Annotated in this window: 14 protein-coding genes and 1 pseudogene; 10 read left to right on the forward strand and 5 right to left on the reverse strand. The window is 73.9% G+C overall.

What is annotated here, in order from left to right:
- The first annotated feature begins 146 nt into the window (after window positions 1-146).
- The gene (locus OG242_RS27915; RefSeq protein ID WP_405900774.1) at window positions 147-3416 is read left to right on the forward strand and encodes an ATP-binding protein; all 3270 of its coding nucleotides are present in this window, start codon (window positions 147-149) and stop codon (window positions 3414-3416) included.
- A gap of 30 nt (window positions 3417-3446) precedes the next feature.
- Here OG242_RS27915 and OG242_RS27920 read toward each other — a convergent pair whose 3' ends face one another.
- Both OG242_RS27920 and OG242_RS27925 read right to left on the reverse strand, forming a co-directional pair.
- On the reverse strand, window positions 3447-5105 hold the full coding sequence (locus OG242_RS27920; protein WP_405900775.1) for an acyl-CoA dehydrogenase family protein: 1659 nt from the start codon (window positions 5103-5105) through the stop codon (window positions 3447-3449).
- 24 nt (window positions 5106-5129) lie between these two features.
- Window positions 5130-5747 carry a TetR/AcrR family transcriptional regulator gene (locus OG242_RS27925; protein ID WP_405900776.1) on the reverse strand — a complete coding sequence of 206 codons (618 nt, stop codon included), beginning with the start codon at window positions 5745-5747 and terminating at the stop codon, window positions 5130-5132.
- A 73-nt stretch (window positions 5748-5820) separates the two neighbouring features.
- Here OG242_RS27925 and OG242_RS27930 point away from each other — a divergent pair.
- The 3 genes and pseudogenes from OG242_RS27930 to OG242_RS27940 all read left to right on the forward strand — a co-directional run.
- A pseudogene (locus OG242_RS27930) lies at window positions 5821-6048 on the forward strand (AMP-binding protein); the annotation flags it as partial.
- Between the two features lie 49 nt (window positions 6049-6097).
- Window positions 6098-7588 (forward strand): AlkA N-terminal domain-containing protein, encoded by a 1491-nt coding sequence (locus tag OG242_RS27935; RefSeq protein ID WP_405900777.1) that lies wholly within the window; start codon window positions 6098-6100, stop codon window positions 7586-7588.
- Window positions 7585-8085, forward strand: coding sequence for a methylated-DNA--[protein]-cysteine S-methyltransferase (locus tag OG242_RS27940; RefSeq protein ID WP_405900778.1), 501 nt, complete (start codon window positions 7585-7587; stop codon window positions 8083-8085). Before OG242_RS27935 ends, OG242_RS27940 begins: the two co-directional genes overlap by 4 nt.
- Window positions 8086-8152: 67 nt before the next feature.
- On the opposite strand, the gene OG242_RS27945 is transcribed toward OG242_RS27940, so the two are convergent.
- From OG242_RS27945 to OG242_RS27955, 3 genes are all read right to left on the reverse strand, one after another.
- Window positions 8153-8737, reverse strand: a complete 585-nt coding sequence (locus OG242_RS27945; protein WP_405900779.1) for a TMEM165/GDT1 family protein — start codon at window positions 8735-8737, stop codon at window positions 8153-8155.
- Between the two features lie 209 nt (window positions 8738-8946).
- The gene (locus OG242_RS27950; RefSeq protein WP_405900780.1) at window positions 8947-9621 is read right to left on the reverse strand and encodes a class I SAM-dependent DNA methyltransferase; all 675 of its coding nucleotides are present in this window, start codon (window positions 9619-9621) and stop codon (window positions 8947-8949) included.
- Between the two features lie 33 nt (window positions 9622-9654).
- Window positions 9655-10146: an NUDIX domain-containing protein gene (locus OG242_RS27955; protein WP_405900781.1), complete on the reverse strand. Its 492-nt coding sequence runs from the start codon at window positions 10144-10146 to the stop codon at window positions 9655-9657.
- Window positions 10147-10272: 126 nt separating this feature from the next.
- On the opposite strand from OG242_RS27955, the gene OG242_RS27960 reads away from it, so the two are divergent.
- From OG242_RS27960 to OG242_RS27985, 6 genes are all read left to right on the forward strand, one after another.
- Window positions 10273-11388: a glycerate kinase gene (locus OG242_RS27960; protein ID WP_405900782.1), complete on the forward strand. Its 1116-nt coding sequence runs from the start codon at window positions 10273-10275 to the stop codon at window positions 11386-11388.
- Between the two features lie 275 nt (window positions 11389-11663).
- On the forward strand, window positions 11664-12461 hold the full coding sequence (locus OG242_RS27965; RefSeq protein WP_405900783.1) for an ABC transporter ATP-binding protein: 798 nt from the start codon (window positions 11664-11666) through the stop codon (window positions 12459-12461).
- Window positions 12449-13231 (forward strand): ABC transporter ATP-binding protein, encoded by a 783-nt coding sequence (locus tag OG242_RS27970; RefSeq protein ID WP_405900784.1) that lies wholly within the window; start codon window positions 12449-12451, stop codon window positions 13229-13231. Before OG242_RS27965 ends, OG242_RS27970 begins: the two co-directional genes overlap by 13 nt.
- Window positions 13228-14118: a branched-chain amino acid ABC transporter permease gene (locus OG242_RS27975; protein WP_405900785.1), complete on the forward strand. Its 891-nt coding sequence runs from the start codon at window positions 13228-13230 to the stop codon at window positions 14116-14118. The genes OG242_RS27970 and OG242_RS27975 overlap by 4 nt, the downstream gene beginning before the upstream one ends.
- The gene (locus tag OG242_RS27980; protein ID WP_405900786.1) at window positions 14111-15202 is read left to right on the forward strand and encodes a branched-chain amino acid ABC transporter permease; all 1092 of its coding nucleotides are present in this window, start codon (window positions 14111-14113) and stop codon (window positions 15200-15202) included. Before OG242_RS27975 ends, OG242_RS27980 begins: the two co-directional genes overlap by 8 nt.
- Window positions 15199-16449, forward strand: a complete 1251-nt coding sequence (locus OG242_RS27985; RefSeq protein WP_405900787.1) for an ABC transporter substrate-binding protein — start codon at window positions 15199-15201, stop codon at window positions 16447-16449. Before OG242_RS27980 ends, OG242_RS27985 begins: the two co-directional genes overlap by 4 nt.
- The last annotated feature ends 56 nt before the right edge of the window (window positions 16450-16505 follow it).

Here is a 16505-nt window from a genome sequence, read left to right on the forward strand (position 1 = left end):
CCGTCCGCGGCCCCCTCCGGCACTCGCCGGAGGGGGCCGCGGCGCGCCCGGTTAAAGTGGGCGCCCTCATGAACGAGCGGCACACAGCATCCAGCACAAGCCCGGCGCCACCTCTGGTGCACATCCACCTTTTCGGTGGATTCCGGGTGACTCGGGACGGCGGGCCGGCCCTGGCCGAGCGCTGGCCGAGGCAGACCGCCCAGTCCCTGGTGAAGCTGCTTGCCGTCGTACCCGGACACCGGCTCCACCGCGAGCAGGTCATCGACGTCTGCTGGCCCGACGCGGACCCGCAGGCCGCCCAGGGGAGCCTGCGCGTCGCCCTGCACGCCGCCCGCCGGGCCCTGGAACCCGAGCTGGCCTCCCGCGCCACCTCCTCGTACCTCGTCTCGGAAGGCGGACTGCTCTACCTCGACCCCGCGAGGGTCCGGATCGACGCGGACCGCGCGCAGGAGCGGGCGCACACCGCCCTCGCCACGGGTGGCGTCGCGGAACTCCGGCAGGCCCTGGACCGCTTCTCCGGCGAACTCCTTCCCGAGGACCGTTACGCGGACTGGGCCGACGGCCGCCGCTCCCAACTGGCCGAACTCAAGGAGCGGCTGCTCCTCGCCCTCGGCGGCGCGCACCTCGAAGCGGGCGCGGCCCAGGAAGCCGTCACCGTCGCGGAGCTGGTCCTCGACTCAAGCCCCGCCGAGGAGCTGGCCCACCGCCTCCTCATCGACGCCTACACCCGGCTGGGGCTGCGCCGCCGCGCGGTGCGCCAGTACCACGTCTGCCGGGCGGCCCTGGACGCCGAACTGGGCGTACGGCCAGGGCCGGAGACCGAGCGCCTGCACCGCGCCGCGCTCGCGGCGGAGCCCGCCGGACCGCCGACCGCGCCCTCCCTGCCCGCCTCGCTCAGGACCCCGGCCGCCACCCCGCTGCGCGGGCGCGCCGCCGTGCTGGACCGGCTGCTCGCGGCGGACGGCGCCCCGGTCGTCCGGGTGCTCACCGGAGAGGCCGGCGTCGGCAAGACCCGGCTGGTCGCCGAGGTGGCCCGGCAGGCCGCCGCCTCCGGCACCGCCGTGCTGTGGGGCGGCGGGCACGACGCCGAAGGGCACACCCCGTACGGCGCCTTCGCCGAGGCGCTGGACGGCTGGCTGGCCGAACGCGACGAGGCGGAACGCGCCCGCGTCGGCGGCGAGTACCCCGAACTGGCCGCGTTCCTGCCCGCCCTGGGCCGGGTACGCGCCGACTCCGAGCGCAGCCCCGAGGAGGAGCGCGACCGCCTCTTCCGCGCCACGGCGGGTCTGCTCGGCGAGCTCGCCTCCCTACAGCCGGTGCTCATCGTCCTGGACGACCTGCACGCGGCGGACCTGGGCTCCTTCCAGCTGCTGAGCCACCTGGCCCGGCGGGCGGCGCAGTCGGACGGCCCGCGCTTCCTCGTGACGTACCGCGAGGAGGAGATACCCGACGGCGACCCGCGCCGCACCGGCCTGTCCTCCCTGGTCCGCCAGGGCCTGGCCGTCCGCGAGGCCGTGCCGCGCCTGGACCAGGAGGCGTGCCTCGCCGTCGTACGCGACACGGTCGAGCTGACGGCCGCACCCGCCTCCGGCGCCCCGGACCGGATATGGGAACTCTCCCTCGGCAATCCGCTGTTCGCCGTCGAGCTGGCCCACGGGCTGGCCGAGGGCTCCGGGGCCGTGGCCCCGGACGGGGTGCGGCAACTGGTGGCGGACCGGCTGGTGCGGCTCGACCACGACACCCGGAGGATCGTCGAGGCGCTGTCCGTGGCCGGACCCGAGACATCGTTGTCAGAACTGCTCGACGTCGCCGCGCACGGACTCCATCCCGCCGTCACCGGCGGCGCCGCGACCGACGCGCTGGAACGCGCCATGGCCGCCGCACTGATCGAGGAACGGGACATCGTGGTGGGCGGCCAGCGCGAAACCGGGCTGACCTTCCGCCACCCCCTGGTGCGGCTCACCTGCTACGAGAAGCTCTCCGCCATCCGCCGCAGGCAGCTGCACGGCGCCTTCGCGCAGGCCGTGCTCCACCGCCGCCCCGACGCCGTCGACACCCTGGCCTCGCACTTCGCCCGCGCCGACGACCCGCGCGCCGCCGAGTACCTGCGCCGGGCCGCCGCACGGGCCGCCGCCCTCTTCGCCAACGACACCGCCGACCGCTACTACCGCGACCTGGTCGCCCGGCTCGACGTGGACGCCGCCCGCGCCCGCCTCGCCCACAGCCAGGTGCTGCGCCGGATGGGCAACTTCGTCCAGGCGGCCGAGGTGCTGCGCCTCGCGCTCGACGAGTTCGTCCGGCGCGGCGACCACGAGGACATCGTGCTCGCGGCGGCCTGGCTCGCCGACACCCTCGGGCGCACCGGCCTGCCCGACGCCGGCCGGCAGGTCCTGGCCGCGCACCCGGTGACCCCCGGCACCGCGCCCGAACCCGCCGCCGGCCACTACCTCGCCCTGGCCGTGCTGTGCCGCATCCAGGGCCGGTACGAGGACGCCTACCGGGCCGCCGAGCAGGCCCTGGCCGTCGCACGACGGGTCGCCGGAAGGCCGGGGGAGGGGCTCATCGCCCGCGCCCACTCGCTGCGGGCCGGCCTCCTCGGCCTGAGCGGTCGGCTCGACGAGGCGCGCGAGGCGGCCGGCCTGGCGCTGGCTCCCGCCGAGGCGTACGGGGATCCGACCCTGCTCGGCTCGGTGCTGTCGACCCGGCGGGAGAACGAACGGCGGGGCGGCCGGCTGCACGCGGCCGTGGCCACCGGACAGCGCGCCCTGCACCTGGCCGAACAGTCCGGCGATCCGGGAGGCGCCGCCTTCGAACGGGCCAACCTCGCCGAACTCCGGCTACTGCTCCGGGAGTTCGACACCGCGCGCACGCTCGCCGAGGCGGCGGTGGCGGGCGCCGAGCAGGAGGACGCCTGGTGCCTGCCGTACGCCCTCGCCGCCCTCGCCCTCGTCCGCATGCGCACGGGCGACGCCCGGGGCGCCGCCGTGCTGCTGGAACGGGCGCAGGCGTCGCCGGGACTCGTGGACCGGCAGGCGGGCCACGAGGTACGGTCCGCCCGCGCCGAACTCGCCCTGCGCGACGGACTCCCCGGTCACGCGCGACGCGCCCTGGAAGGCCACGAACGGGACGTGCCGGTGCTGGCGGCCTGGACGGAGCTGCACAGCGGCCGCCCCGAGCCGGCCCGGCGGCTGGCCGGTGCGGAGGTGGACCGGGCGGCCCGGACGGGCGAGCGCATCGCCGAGGCGGACGCGCGTACGGTCCATGCCCTGGCGCTGTTCCGGCTGAGGGAGGAAGCGGCCGCCCGCGAGGCGCTGACACGCGCCGACGACCTGGTGCGGACCCTGCCCTACCCGGCGGGCGCGGCCCACGTGGCCGAGGTGCGGGCGCTCATGGAAACGGAGCCGGACACCCTGTAAGGGCGCTCCGGCTCCGTGGGCAGGGTGTGCTCACGCCGGCAGCCGCTCCAGCAGCCCCGCGAAGTCCGTGCCCGCCGCCAGCGTGCCGAAGGCCAGACCCCGGTCACCGGCCAGCCGCGAGGCGCAGAACGCGTCCGCGACCGCCGTCGGCGCGTGCCGCACCAGCAGCGAGCCCTGGAGCACCAGCGCCGCGCGCTCGATGAGCCGTCGAGCCCGTAGCGGGGCGTCCTCGGTCAGGACCAGTTCACCGCGCAGCTCGCGCCAGGCCGTGTCGAGCCGGCGGTCCGCCCCCGAGGCCGCCTCGATCTCGGCACGGAAGGCGTCCAGGGACTCCGGCTCCCGGGCCAGCGCCCGCAGCAGGTCCAGCGCGTTCACATTGCCCGACCCCTCCCAGATGCCGTTGAGCGGCGCCTCCCGGTACATGCGCGGCATGCCCGAGTCCTCGACGTAGCCGTTGCCGCCGAGGCACTCCAGCGCCTCCGCGACCGCGACCGGCTGGCGCTTGCACACCCAGTACTTGGACACCGCCGTGGCCAGCCGCAGGAACGCCCGCTCACCGGCGTCGCCTCGCTGGGCCCGGTCGGCGGCGCCGGCCAGCCGCAGCCCGAGCGTGGTCGCCGCCTCGGACTCGACCGCGAGGTCGCCGATCACGTTGCGCATCAGCGGCTGGTCGATGAGCTTGGCGCCGAACACCGAGCGGTGGCGCACGTGGTGGGCGGCCTGGGCGAGCGCGGCGCGGATGCCGGCGGCCGAGCCGATGACGCAGTCCAGGCGGGTCATCGTCACCATGTCGATGATGGTGCGTACCCCCTTGCCCTCCGGGCCGACGAGCCAGGCGACCGTGTCGTCGAACTCCGGCTCGCTGCTGGCGTTGGACCGGTTGCCGAGCTTGTCCTTGAGCCGCTGGATGCGGAAGGTGTTGCGGCTGCCGTCCGGCAGGACGCGCGGCACCAGGAAGCAGGAGAGGCCGCCCGGCGCCTGGGCGAGTACCAGGAACAGGTCGTTCATCGGGGCGCTGGTGAACCACTTGTGCCCGCGCAGCCGCCAGGTGCCGTCACCCGCCTCGGTGGCCGTGGTGGTGTTGGCGCGCACATCGGTGCCGCCCTGCTTCTCCGTCATCCCCATCCCGGCGAGCAGCCCCGGCTTCTCGGCGGGGGTGCGCAGCCCGGCCTCGTACACCCGGCTGGTCAGCAGCGGTTCGTACGTCTTCGCCAGGTCGGGGGCGTGCCGCAGGGCCGGGACCACGGCGTACGTCATGGAGACGGGGCACAGGTGGCCCGCCTCCAGCGTCGACATCACCATGAAGCCGGCCGCGCGCGCCACATGGGCGCCGGGGCGCTCGTCGGCCCAGGCGGCGCCGGCCAGGCCCGCGCTCACCGAGGCGTTCATCAGGTGGTGGTAGGCGGGGTGGAAGTCGACCTCGTCGACGCGGTGGCCGTAGCGGTCGTGGGTGCGCAGCACGGGCTCGTTGACGTTGGCCTGCTCGGCCCACTCCTGGGCCTGCGCGCTGCCGACAAGGAGGCCGAGCCGGTGCAGCTCCTCGGCGTGCCACTCGGCCCCCTCGCGGCGCAGGCCCTCCAGGAGCACCGCGTCGTCGGCCACGTCGTGCCCCGTCAACGGCGGGGTCTGATTGGTCACTTCGTGGGTCGCGGCGCCGGGGTTGCTGCGGGGGGCGACGGTTTCGGGCACGGGAACCTCCGGGTGGAAGGGGTGTCAGGGCTGCTGTGCGGGCGGGGCGCCCGCACAGCGCAGGGCCATGGCGACGAGTTCGGTCAGCAGCGCCTCGGTGGTCTCCTCGTCCCGGGCGCCGAGCGGGTCGACCAGGACCTCGCCGACCGCGCCGGTGAGCGCGGCGGCGGTGATCTCGCCGTTCTGGGTGGGCAGCAGCCCGTTCTCGATGCCTTCGTGGACGACCTCCGCGAACAGCGCCCGGTAGCGGCGGCGGAACTCCAGCCGTTCGGCGCCGACCGCCGGATCGGCGGGGGCGGCGAGCAGCGCGTAGGCCAGTCCGCGGTTCTCCAGCGCCCGGCGGGCGAAGACCTCGACACCGCGGGCGAGCCGCTCGACCGGCGTACCCGGCTCGTGCAGCACCTCGCCCAGCACCTCCACCTCGCGCCCGGCGGCGCGCCGGAACACCTCGACGGCCAGGGCCGCCTTCGAGGAGAAGTGCTGGTAGACGGAGCCGGCCGCGATGCCGGCCGAGTCGGCGACGGCGGTCACCGACGCCTGGGCCCACCCGACCTCCGTGACCACCGAGGTGGCGGCGGCGATCAGGTGCTCCCTGGCTGCTTCGAGCCGACTGATTTCGGCTGGGGTCTTGCGGTAGGCCATGAAAGAAGTGAACCATCATTCATAGCTTCCCGCCATGGTCCGTTCGCACGGTCCGGCTCGTCAGGAGAACGTGATGCACCTCAGTACCCTGCTGGACAGCGCCGTCCGCCCGGCCGGCGACCACGAAGCCGTTGTCCACCGGGAGCAGCGGTGGTCCTACCGGGAATTCGCCGACGCGGCCCGCCGTGCCGCGACCGTGCTGCGGGAGGCCGGGCTGCGGCCGGGCGACCGGCTGGCCGTGATGACGTACAACACCCCGGCCTTCTGGGCGTCGGGCAGCCCCAGACAGCCCGACGCCCATGTCGGATTTCCGCCAGCTTCCGGCCCCATCGGTGGCCCATCCTTGAACCATGCACACCGACACCGAGCGCTGCGTCAGGGCGGTCCGGTCCAAGGACGCCCGCTTCGACGGCTGGTTCTTCACGGCCGTCCTGACCACCCGGATCTACTGCCGCCCGAGCTGCCCCGTCGTGCCGCCCAAGACCGAGAACATGACGTTCTACCCCAGCGCGGCCGCCTGCCAGCAGGCCGGGTTCCGGGCCTGCAAACGCTGCCGCCCCGACACCAGCCCCGGCTCACCGGAGTGGAACGCCCGCGCCGACTCCGTGGCCCGCGCGATGCGGCTCATCCGGGACGGGGTCGTCGACCGCGAAGGCGTCCCCGGTCTAGCCGCCCGCCTCGGCTACTCGCCCCGCCAGATCGAACGCCAGCTGCTCGCCGAGCTGGGTGCCGGACCGCTCGCCCTGGCCCGGGCCCAGCGAGCCCAGACCGCCCGGCTGCTCATCGAGACCACCGCCCTGCCCATGGCCGAGGTGGCCTTCGCCGCCGGGTTCTCCTCCGTACGCACCTTCAACGACACCGTCCGCGAGGTCTTCGCCCTGGCCCCCGGTGAACTGCGCACCCGGGCCGCCCGCACGGTGCGGGCGCCCGCCACCCCGGGCGTCATCACCCTGCGCCTCCCGTACCGCGCCCCGCTCAACCCCGGCAACCTCTTCGGCCACCTCGCCGCGACCGCCGTCCCCGGTGTCGAGGAGTGGCGCGACGGCGCGTACCGGCGCACCCTCGCCCTGCCGCACGGCCACGGCATCGTCGCCCTCACCCCGCGCCCCGACCACATCGCCTGCCGGCTCTCCCTCACCGACCCGCGCGACCTGACCCTCGCCATCAGCCGCTGCCGCTGGCTGCTCGACCTCGACGCCGACCCGGTCGCCGTCGACGAACAACTGCGCACCGACCCGCTGTTCGCCCCGATGGTCGACAAGGCACCGGGCCGCCGGGTGCCGAGGACCGTCGACGGTGCCGAGTTCGCCGTCCGCGCCGTCCTCGGCCAGCAGGTGTCCACCGCCGCCGCGCGTACCCACGCCGCCCGGCTGGTCAGCACCCACGGCACCCCGGTCGACGACCCGGAGGGCGGACTCACCCACCTCTTCCCGGACCCGGAGGCGCTGGCCGGCCTGGACCCCGAGCGGCTGGCCCTCCCGCGCAGCCGCCGCCGCACGCTCACCACCCTCGTCCACGCCCTGGCGGACGGCTCGCTGCGCCTGGGCCCCGACTCCGACTGGGAGCGGGCCCGCACCGAACTGGCCGCGCTACCGGGGTTCGGCCCCTGGACCGTCGAGGTCATCGCTATGCGCGCGCTCGGCGACCCGGACGCCTTCCTCCCGACCGACCTCGGCATCCGCAGGGCCGCCCAGCACCTCGGCCTGCCCTCCACCCCGGCCGCCCTCACCGCCCGCGCGGCCGGCTGGCGACCCTGGCGCGCGTACGCCGTCCAGTACCTCTGGACGGTCGACGACCACCCCATCAACCACCTCCCGTCACCCCAAGGAAGTGCCCCGTGACCCGGCAGCACACCGTCGTCGACAGCCCCTACGGGCCACTGACGCTCGTCGCCACCGACGGCGCCCTCGCCGGCCTCTACATGACCGGCCAGCGCCACCGGCCGCCGGAGGAGACCTTCGGCGAACCCGACACCCGCCCCTTCACCGAGACGATCCGCCAGCTCGACGCCTACTTCGCCGGTGAACTGCGTGCGTTCGACCTGCCGTTGCGCCTGGACGGCACCCCGTTCCAGCGCAGCGTCTGGGAGCAGCTGCGTCTCATCCCGTACGGCGAGACCCGCTCGTACGGGGAACTCGCCGAGAACCTCGGCAAGCCCGGCGCCTCCCGGGCGGTGGGCCTTGCCAACGGCAAGAACCCGGTCGGCATCATCGTGCCCTGCCACCGGGTGATCGGGGCGTCGGGCGGCCTCACCGGCTACGGCGGCGGCCTGGACCGCAAGCAGCGGCTGCTGGCGTTCGAGAACGGTACGGAGGAGAGCATCCCGGCGCTGTTCTGAAGCGTGTACGGCGAAGGGCCCCGCACGCGTGTGTGCGGAGCCCTACGCCGTACGACGTCCTTTCGGGTCAGCCCGTGAAGATCTCGGTCACCGTCCAGATCGCCAGGCCCAGCATGCACAGCCCGCCGATGCGCTGCACGGTCTTCAGCGGTACGCGCTTCGCGATGAACCGGCCCGCGAGCAGCGCCAGTGCCGACACGGACATCAGGGCGGCGGCCGAACCGATCGCGGTCGACCAAGTACCGTTGCTCGCCGCCAGATTGGCCGTCGTGATCTGTGTGAGGTCACCCCACTCGCTGATGAACACCGCCATGAACGCCGTCGAGTACACCGGCCAGAACCCGGTCACCGTCTTCGGGCCCGACTCGTCGTCCTCGTCGTCCCCGCCCCCGCGCAGCAGCATGAACGCGCCGAAGGCGAAGAGGCAGGCCGAGACCAGTTTGACGATCCAGTCGGGCAGCAGGCCGAGCAGCCCGCCCGCACCCACCGCGATGGCGACATGCACGATGAACGCGGACGAGGTGCCGAACCAGACGTAGAGCGGACGCATGCGCGTGCCCATGGCGAGCGACGCGAACATCGTCTTGTCCGGGAGTTCGGCGAGGAAGATCAGCCCGAAAGCGGTGAGGATCGCCAGGGGGTCGAGATGCATTCCAGGTGGCTTTCTGTACGAGCCGGGCCCCGGATCTCCGCGAAGTGCCGGTCGGCGTTTCGGAGGACCACTCGGCCCGGCATGACGGCACCGCCCACAGGGCGTGGGCGTGTCATACCTGACCGAAGGTCTCGCCCACCCGTGGTGTTCCACGAGCCCGGCCACCGGGAACCGCGAGGCTCCAGTGTGTCGACGACCGGTTTGCGGGGCTACTCCCCTTCGCAGCCGTCAACACTACCCCACCCGATCGGCCGCCGCGCGAGCAGGAACGCCTGCGGGGTGCGCTCCTCCGGATCCGCCGCCCGCACCAGCCGGGCCAGCACCTCGAACCCGGCGTCCTCCAACAACCCGGCCACCCGGCCCGGGTCGAATCGGTACACATCGAGGTCCACGGGATGGCCGTACGCGTGCTCCAGCCGCACGCCTTCGCCGTCGCCCGCCTTGAAGGCGATGAGCAGGTGGCCGCCGGGGGCCAGGACCCGGCGGAACTCGGCCACGTACGCCCCCAGCTCCTCCGGCGGGGTGTGCACGAGCGAGTACCAGGCGACGGCCCCGCCCAGCGAGCCGTCCGCCAGATCCAGCGCGCTCATCGTCCCCACCTCGAACCGCAGCTCCGGGTGGCGCCGCCGAGCCTCCGCGACCATGCCGGGCGACAGGTCAAGACCGGAGGCGGCGAGCCCGAGATCCCGCAGATACGCGGTCACCCGCCCCGGCCCGCACCCGAGATCCACCACGGGGCCACCCCCGCCGGCCTTCACATACGCCGCGAAGGCACCGAGCATCGCCCGGTCCAGGGGCTTCGCGGCCAGCTCGTCCGCGAGCAGCGTGGCGTAGTCGGCGGCGACGGTGTCGTACGAGGCGCGGAGGGCGGAAGCTGAAGTCATGCCCGGGACCGTACCGGGCCGGGGCCCGACTCCTCAGCCGACGGGGCGGCCGTCCTCCAGCTCCACGGCGCCCGTGCCGGACTCCAGCGCCTTGAGCGCCGCGTGCATTCGCCCGGCCCGCGCACCGGTCAGGTACTGGTCGATCTCCGCCGGCTCGACCAGCTTCCACGACAGCAGTTCCGACTCCTGGAGCCGGATCGCCCTCAGCTGCTCCTCGTCCAGGACCCCGCCGTCGTACACGTACGCCACGATCGGCGGCCGGTCGCTGCCACGTGTCCAGTCGACGGCGAGGAGCCGGCCCGGCTCGATGTCGAGCCCGATCTCCTCCAGCGACTCGCGCCGCGCGCCCTGCCGGGGGCCCTCCCCGTCGGCCGACTCGACCGTCCCGCCGGGCAGCGTCCACCCCTCCCGGTAGTTCGGCTCCACGAGCAGCACCCGGCCGCCCGCGTCGCGGAAGACGCAGGCGGCGCCGACGAGGACCTTGGGAAGACCGGCGATATACGTGGCGTAGTCAGTAGTGGTCACACGGCCAGCCTAGGGGCACTTTGATCGATCAGACCATGGGCACGGAGGGGGTGCGGCGGATAGGGTCGGGGCGGCGCGACTGCCTGTTCGAATGCAAAGGGAATCATGGTGACGGACGGAGCAGTGATGGAGACCGCACGCGTGCTCGTCGCGGCGGACAAGTTCAAGGGCTCGCTCACGGCCGTGCAGGTCGCGGAGCGGGTGACGGCCGGGCTCCGGCGCGTCGTCCCCGGCGTACGGGTGGAGACCCTGCCGGTCGCGGACGGCGGCGACGGCACGGTGGCGGCGGCGGTGGCCGCCGGCTTCGAGCGCCGCGAGGCGCGGGTGACCGGGCCCCTGGGCGACCCCGTCACCGCCGCGTACGCGGTGCGCGGGGCCACCGCGGTGGTCGAGATGGCCGAGGCGTCCGGCCTCCAGCACCTGCCCGACGGGGTCTTCGCCCCGCTCACGGCCACCACGTACGGCTCGGGCGAGCTCCTCCTCGCCGCGGCCGACGCGGGGGCCCGGACCATCGTGTTCGGCGTCGGCGGCAGCGCGACCACGGACGGCGGGGCCGGCATGCTCGCCGCGCTCGGCGCACGCTTCCTGGACGCGGACGGCAAGCCGGTCGGCCCCGGCGGCGGCGGCCTCGCCGACCTCGCCGAGGCGGACCTCTCCGGCCTCGACCCCCGGCTCGCCGGCATCGACCTGATCCTCGCGAGCGACGTCGACAACCCGCTGACCGGCCCGAAGGGCGCGCCCGAGGTCTACGGCCGCCAGAAGGGCGCCACCGAGGCCGACATCGCGGTGCTCGACGCGGCACTCGCGCACTACGCCTCGCTCCTCGGCCCCGAGCAGGCGGAACTCCCCGGCGCCGGGGCGGCCGGCGGCATCGGCTACGGCGCACTCGTCGCCCTCGGCGCGCGCTTCCGCCCCGGCATCGAGGTCATGCTCGACGTCCTCGGCTTCGCGCCCGCCCTGGAGCGGGCGACGTTCGTCATCACCGGCGAGGGCTCCCTCGACGCGCAGACCCTGCACGGCAAGGCACCGGCGGGCGTCGCCGCTGCGGCGCGGGCGGCGGGGGTGGAGGTCGTCGCGGTCTGCGGCCGGCTGGCGCTGTCGCCGGAGGCGCTGGAGGGGGCGGGGATTCGGCGGGCGTACGCGCTGCTGGACCTGGAGCCGGACCCTGCGGTGTGCATGGCGGAGGCGGGGCCGTTGCTGGAGCGCGCGGCGGAGTCGATCGCCCGCGACTTTCTGGTCTGAACCGGGGGCTCCGCCCCCGGACCCTCGCTCCTCAATCGCCGGAGGGGCTTGATTTTGGCGCGGCAACTTCCAGCCTCGCCGGCGTTTGAGGCGCGGGGCCTGGGGCGGGCAGGGGACAAGGCCCGCCGCAGGCGCCCCGCGCTGTGCGCCCGCACAACCCCGCCCCCGCCCACCCGGGGCACCCGCACCACATCCCCCCACCCCCATGGACGCCCCCCTCCTCCCCCTGCTGACCTGTGGCAACACAGGAACCGCGGAAGGAGGAGTACACCCCCATGCCCACCCTGGAGATCCGCGCACTCTCCGCCGCCTACGGCCCGGTCCGTTCACTACGGGACATCGACCTCGACGTCCCGCCCGGCACGATCACCGCCGTACTCGGCGGCAACGGCGCCGGCAAGACGACGCTGCTGCGCGCCATATCCCGGACCCTGCGCTTCCACGGCGGCACCGCCACCGGCACGGTCCGGCTCGACGGGCGCCCCCTGGAGCGGCTGCGGCCCGACCAGATCGTCGCCGCCGGGATCGTCCACGTGCCCGAGGGCCGACAGGTGTTCGCCCGCATGACGGTGGCCGACAACCTGCGCGCGGGAGCCCTCGGTGCCCCGGGAGGCCGCAGGGCGGCGGCCGAGGCGCTGGACCGAGTGCACGAGCTGTTCCCCGTACTCGCCCGCCGCGCGCACCAGAGCGCCGGGCTGCTCTCCGGCGGCGAGCAGCAGATGCTGGCCATGGGGCGCGCACTGATGGCCCGGCCCCGGCTGCTCCTGCTCGACGAACCCTCGCTCGGTCTCGCGCCCCTGATGGCGCAGCGCATCGCCGACACCGTGCGGGAGATCAACGCCTCGGGCACGTCCGTCCTGCTCGTCGAGCAGAACGCGGCGATCGCCCTGCGGCTCGCGGCCACGGCGTATGTGCTGGAGGTCGGCGAGGTCACCCTGCACGGGCCGGCCGACGAGCTGGCCGCGTCCGACGAGGTGCGCCGCCGCTACCTGGGCGTCGTCGACGAGGCGGCCGCCGCCGACGCGGACCGGGCGGCGACGGCCGTACGCACCCTGGGCAGGTGGTCCGCGTGACCGCCCCCGCCCCCCTCACCGTCCACGACCTCACCGTCCGCTTCGCCGGCCTCACCGCTCTCGACGGTGTCTCGTTCACCGTCGAGCCGGGCAGCGTGCACGCGGTCATCGGCCCCAACGGCGCCGGCAAGTCCACCACCTTCAACGTGCTGTCCGGGGTCTACCGGGCCGCCTCCGGCAGCGTCCGGCTCGGGGCGGCCGAGCTGACCGGGCGCGCCCCGCACGAGATCGCCGCGCTCGGGGTCGCCCGGACCTTCCAGAACCTCGCGCTGCCCCCGTACGCCACCGTCGCCGACACCCTCATGCTCGGGCGGCACCGGCTCACCCGGGCCGGGTTCCTGGCGAGCGGGCTGCGGCTGCCGTCCGCCGCCCGCGAGGCCCGCGTCCACCGCGAACGGGTGCGTGAGATCGCAGAGTTCATCGGTCTGGAGGCGGAGTTGGGGCGCCCGGCGAGCTCGCTCCCGTACGGGCAGCAGAAGCTCGTCGAGCTGGGCCGGGCGCTGTGCATGGAGCCGCAGGTGCTCCTGCTGGACGAACCCGTCGCCGGGATGACCGCCGACGAGCGGCAACGCACAGCGGCGGTGGTGGCCGGGGTCCGCGACGGCCTCGGGATCTCGATCGTGCTCGTCGAGCACGACATGGGAGTGGTGATGCGGCTCGCGGACGCCGTGACCGTACTCGACTTCGGCCGCAGGATCGCCGGCGGCACCCCCGCCGAGGTCCAGAACGACCCGGCCGTCGTCCAGGCCTATTTGGGGGCACCGCAATGACCACCTTCATCGAACTCCTCCTCGGCGGCCTGTCGATCGGGGCGGTCTACGCACTGATCGCGCTCGGCTTCGTCGTCATCTTCAAGGCCACCGAGGTCGTCAACTTCGCCCATGCGTCGCTGCTGTTGGCGGGCGGATACGTCACCGCCGTGCTCCACGACGACATCGGCTTCTGGCCCGCGCTCGCCGCCGGCATCGCGGGCGCGGCGGTGGTCGGGGCGGCCGTCGAGTTCCTGGTGATCCGCCGCTACCGGGGCGGCGACCACAGCGTCCTGGCCATCGTCACCATCGGCGTCGACATCCTGCTGACCACCGAACTCACCCGCCGCATGGGCACGGACGTCCTCTCGCTCGGCGACCCGTGGGGCGATCGGGTCCTCACCGTCGGCGGCGTCACACTCGCCCAGACCCGTGTCGCGGCGTTCGTCGCGGCCGCCCTCCTCATCACCGTGTTCCTGCTCGCCTTCCGTTTCACCTCCTGGGGCGTCTCGATGCGCGCCGCGGCCGAGAACCCGCGGACCGCGGCACTGATGGGGATCAGGCTCGGCCGGGTCTCGCTCGCCGCCTGGGCGGTCGCCGGGGCGCTCGCCGCCGTCGCCGCGCTGTTCCTCACGGTCTTCCCCACCCCGGGCCTGGAACGGGCCACATCGCTCGCCGCCCTCAAGGCGTTCCCGGCCGCCATCCTCGGCGGACTCGACTCGACGACCGGGGCGTTGGCCGGAGGACTGATCGTCGGGGTCACCGAATCGCTCGCCACCGGCTACCAGAGCGACCTGTCGTTCCTCGGCCGCGGCATCGGCGACCTGGCCCCCTACCTGGTGATGGTGATCGTGCTGCTCATCCGCCCCGCCGGACTCCTCGGGACGAAGGAGCCCGCCCGTGTCTGACACCACCACCGCGTTCGCCCCCGGCCTCACCGCCCGGCTGCGCCACCCCCGTACCTGGCTCTGGGCGGCGGGATCGGTGCTGCTGCTCGCCTTCCCCTTCTACCTGGACCGCTTCTGGCTCCAGGCCGGGCTGTTCGCCATGGCTGCCGCGATCGGCGCCATCGGGCTCAACCTGCTCACCGGCGCCACCGGCCAGCTCTCCATGGGCCACGCCTTCTTCCTCGCCGTGGGCGCGTACGGCTACTGCGTGCTGGCGGGGGAGAGCGGTACGGAGAACGGGCACAGCCTGTCCGGGCTCGGCCTGCCCAGCGGGCTCGCCGCCGTCCTCGCCGTGCTCCTCGCCGGGGCCGCCGGCGGGCTGTTCAGCCCCATCGCGGGCCGGCTGCGCGGCGCGTACCTCGGCATCGCCACGCTGGCGCTGATCTTCATCGGCCAGCACGTGCTGTTCAACGCGTCCTCGCTCACCGGTGGTTACAACGGCCGTGCCGTGCCGCCGCTCTCGCTGTTCGGCCTCACCTTCGACGACACCGAGGTGGTGGTCGCCGCGGTGCCGTTCCAGTCGTCCGAGAAGCTCTGGTACGCGGCCCTGCTCGCCCTGCTCCTGAGCGGCCTGTTCGCCCGGGGGGTGCTGCGAGGGCGGCCGGGCCGGGCGCTGAACGCCATCCGGGACCACCGCATCGCGGCCGGCGTGATGGGCGTCCCGGTGGCGCGCTACCGGGCCGGCGTCTTCGTCCTGTCCTCGATGTACGCCGGACTGGCCGGGGTGCTGCTGGCCCTGGTCTTCCAGCGGACGGTGCCCGAGTACTTCGGCATGGTCCTGTCCCTCGAATACCTCGCCATGATCGTGATCGGCGGACTCGGCACCGTGGCGGGGGCGGTCGTCGGCGCCGCCTTCGTCTCGCTGCTGCCGCAACTCCTCACCCACTACAGCGATTCCCTGCCCCTGGTCGCGGCCCCCGGCACCGGCGGCCTGGCACCGGGCGAGGCGTCGCGCTACCTGTACGGCGCCGCGGTGGTCGCGGCGGTCCTGTTCCTGCCCGGCGGCCTGACACGCCCGACGAAGAACTCAGGGGAGAAGAAATGAAACTGCGTGTACTCGGGGCCGTGTGTGCGGCCCTCGCCCTCACCCTCGTGGGCTGCAGCGAGAAGGCCAAGTCCTCCGACGCCGGAGACGAGGGCAAGGGCGGCGTGAAGACCGGCCAGGGCGTCACCGACTCGGTGATCACCCTCGGCGCGCTCACCGACATGACCGGTGTCTACGCCTCACTCGGCAAGAGCGTCACCCAGGCGCAGCAGCTCTGGGCGAAGCAGACGAACGCCGCCGGCGGCATCTGCGACCGCAAGATCGAGCTGACCGTACGCGACCACGGCTACGACCCGCAGAAGGCCGTCGCCGGGTACACCGAGCTGGAACCGAAGGTGCTGGGCTTCGTCCAGTTCATCGGCTCCCCGTTCGTCGCGGCGGTCGAGCAGCGCATCGACGGCAAGGACAAGGGGCTCGTCCTGCCGCAGGCCTGGTCGGCGAACCTGCTCGGCAGTCCGTACGTCCGCGTCATCGGCGCCACGTACGACGTGGAGACGATCAACGCGATCGACTATCTCCTCGCGGAGAAGCGCATCGCCAAGGGCGACAAGATCGGCCACGTGTACTTCGAGGGCGACTACGGCGAGAACGCGCTCGCGGGCTCCAAGTACGCGGCCGGGCAGGCGGGTCTCACCGTCGTCGAGCAGAAGATCAAGCCCACCGACAACGACATGACCGCCCAGGTGGCCGCGCTGAAGCAGGCGGGTGTGAAGGCCGTCGTCGTCAGCGCCGGCCCCCGTCAGGCCGCCTCCCTCGTGGGGGTCGCCGCCGCCACCGGCTTCGATGTCCCCGTCATCGGCAACAACTCCGCGTACGCACCGCAGCTGTTGAAGACACAGGCGGGCCCGGCCCTGATGAAGGACTACTACGTCGCCGCGTCCACCCTGCCGATCGGCGACCCGGGCGCCGGCCCGGCGAAGCTCGCGAAGGAGTACGCCGCCGCCTACCCGAAGGCCGGCCTCGACAACGGCGTCATCGCCGGATACACGGCCGCCGACCTGTACGGGGAGGCGCTGAAGAAGGCGTGCGCGGCGAAGGACCTCACCCGTGAGGGCGTCGACAAGGCGCTGCTGACCATCACCGACTTCGGCAGCGACTTCGGGATGTCGCACGACTTCTCCGACCCGGCGGCGCCCTCCACCCGGGAGAGCGTGATCATGAAGCCGGACGACAAGATCCCGGGCGGCCTGAAGGTGGTCCGCCCGGCCGAGGCAGCGGCGGCGGCCAAGTCCTACGCCGTCAAGTAGCCCAGCCTGCCCGGGGGAATGGCCGACGGGCGGCACGCATCGCGCGTGCCGCCCGT

The sequence above is a fragment of the Streptomyces sp. NBC_00727 genome (assembly GCF_045161745.1).
GTDB lineage: Bacteria > Actinomycetota > Actinomycetes > Streptomycetales > Streptomycetaceae > Streptomyces.